Here is a 1906-nt window from a genome sequence, read left to right as displayed (position 1 = left end):
GAACAGAACCGAGGCTAACTAGACAAACGGGGGCAGGGGGCCTTAATTGTCAGTCATTGCCTCGCCAAAGCCACCTTTTTTCTGCGGTCTAGCGCTACCGTCATTGCATGACGGCGCTTTACTTGGTCCGGCGTCGGACTTGGCAGCCCCTAGCCAACCCCCCTGGCGCCCACCGGCGACATACCATCCAACTCAGCAATGCGTCGGTCAATCTCACTGATCACGTGCTTCGAGAACGGCCCAAGGTGCATGTACAGCGCCATCAGCATCACGATGTAACGCAGCGCGCCTGGATTGGTCTTGGCGACCTCGACGAAGGTCTTCCAGAACGGCTCGCGAGCCTCCGGCAGGGCACGCATGATCTTGTGTACGCTGTCCATGCCGCCAAGCCTATTGCGTATGTCGCCATCCGGCAGGTCGCGGCGCCGGTCAGACCGGTCGAGCATGACGGCAAGCCGCGACAGCCGACCTGCATATGCCGTCGGGCTGAACACGTGCCCGAGCACAGCCTTGTAATCCACAAGGATGTCACGAAGCGGACGCTTGGTGTCGAAATTGCAGCCGAGCGTGCATTGGTCGCCCGCCCGCTCGACCTTCATGAGATCATGGCCTTTGTGCAGACGGCCTTCCTGGGCCAGCCGCCGCGTCAGCTGTGTGCCAGGCAGCGCATAGAGTAGTCCAACCATGCAGACTGGAATGTTCGCCTCCTCGATGAAGTCGATCATCGCCTGTCCCATCGAGACTTTCTCGGTATCGAACCCGACGATGAAGCCCGCGGTGACGAACATGCCGTAGCTGTAAATCTTGTGAATGCACTCGGCGATGTTGCGCCTGGTGTTCTGTTTTTTCTTCATATGCACGAGGGTCTCTGGATCCGGGCTCTCAATGCCGACGAAAATCCCGAAGAAGTTCGCGTCTTTCATTGCCTGCAACAGCTCGCCGTCATCAGCAATATTGATCGAGGCTTCGGTCGAGAACTCGAACGGATAGTCGCTCTCTTCCAGCCAAGCTTTGAGTCGCGGCAGCAGCGTGCGGAGGTTTTTCTTGTTGCCGATGAAATTGTCGTCGACGAAATCGACATGCCCGCGATAACCGTGATCGTAGAGCGCTTGCAGCTCGGCGAGAATCTGATCGTTGGTCTTGGTGCGCGGCACGCGACCATACAGCTCGATAATATCGCAGAACTCGCAGGTGAACGGGCAGCCACGCGAATATTGCACGCCAATGAAGAGATAATGATGGAAGTTGATCAGATCGTAGCGGGGCATCGGGCTTAGCGTGACGTCGATCTTGAATTTCTCGGCGATGAACACGCCCTTGCGCTCGCCGCTTTCCCAGGCGGCGATGAATTGCTCGATGATTTGCTCGGCCTCGCCGATCACCTGGAAGTCCGCGTCCGCGTAAAGATGCGGGCTGGAGGACACGTCAGGCCCGCCGACACATACTGGCTTGCCGTGCAGGTGGGCGAGATCGATCAGGTAGATGAAATCAGGCTGCTGGTTGAGCATACCGCCGATCATCACAAGATCGGCCCAGTCGAGGTCCGCGTCCGTCAAAGGCTCGGTGTTACGGTTGACGAGACGAATGTCCCAATGCTTCGGGAGCATGGCGGCAACGGTGATCAGCCCGAGCGGCGCCGCCGGATATTTCGCGCCGACGAGTTCGCAAGCTTCCGTATAGTTCCAGAACGAGTCCGGAACGAACTTCGGATAGATCATTAGGACGCGGCAGGGAATCGTCATGTTGCTCCGGCCCGGACCTTGAGCGTCAAAGTGTCACGCAGTTTGTTGGTGCCGCGTTTTCCCGTCAATCGTTTGAAGCAGCGCTCCCGAAATAGATTTAGAGATTTGAGGTACCTCATTGAGGGACGAGCGGACTCAATCGTCTAATTTGGTGCCATTTCTGC

At 57.6% G+C, this 1906-nt stretch carries 1 protein-coding gene; it reads right to left on the bottom strand.

What is annotated here, in order from left to right; all coding sequences use genetic code 11:
* Nucleotides 1-149: 149 nt before the first annotated feature.
* A complete protein-coding gene (locus WCA53_RS02130; RefSeq protein ID WP_423904980.1) occupies nt 150-1742 on the bottom strand; it encodes a B12-binding domain-containing radical SAM protein in 1593 nt (530 codons plus the stop codon).
* Nucleotides 1743-1906: the final 164 nt, after the last annotated feature.

Source organism: Caballeronia sp., assembly GCF_049581465.1.
In the GTDB taxonomy this organism is placed as follows: domain Bacteria; phylum Pseudomonadota; class Gammaproteobacteria; order Burkholderiales; family Burkholderiaceae; genus Caballeronia.
This window is presented reverse-complemented; position numbering and strand designations above follow the sequence as displayed.

Bases quoted from the DNA above. Each gene is read 5' to 3' on its own strand.
- WCA53_RS02130 (WP_423904980.1), bottom strand. From the start codon at position 1,742: ATGACGATTCCCTGCCGCGTCCTAATGATCTATCCGAAGTTCGTTCCG.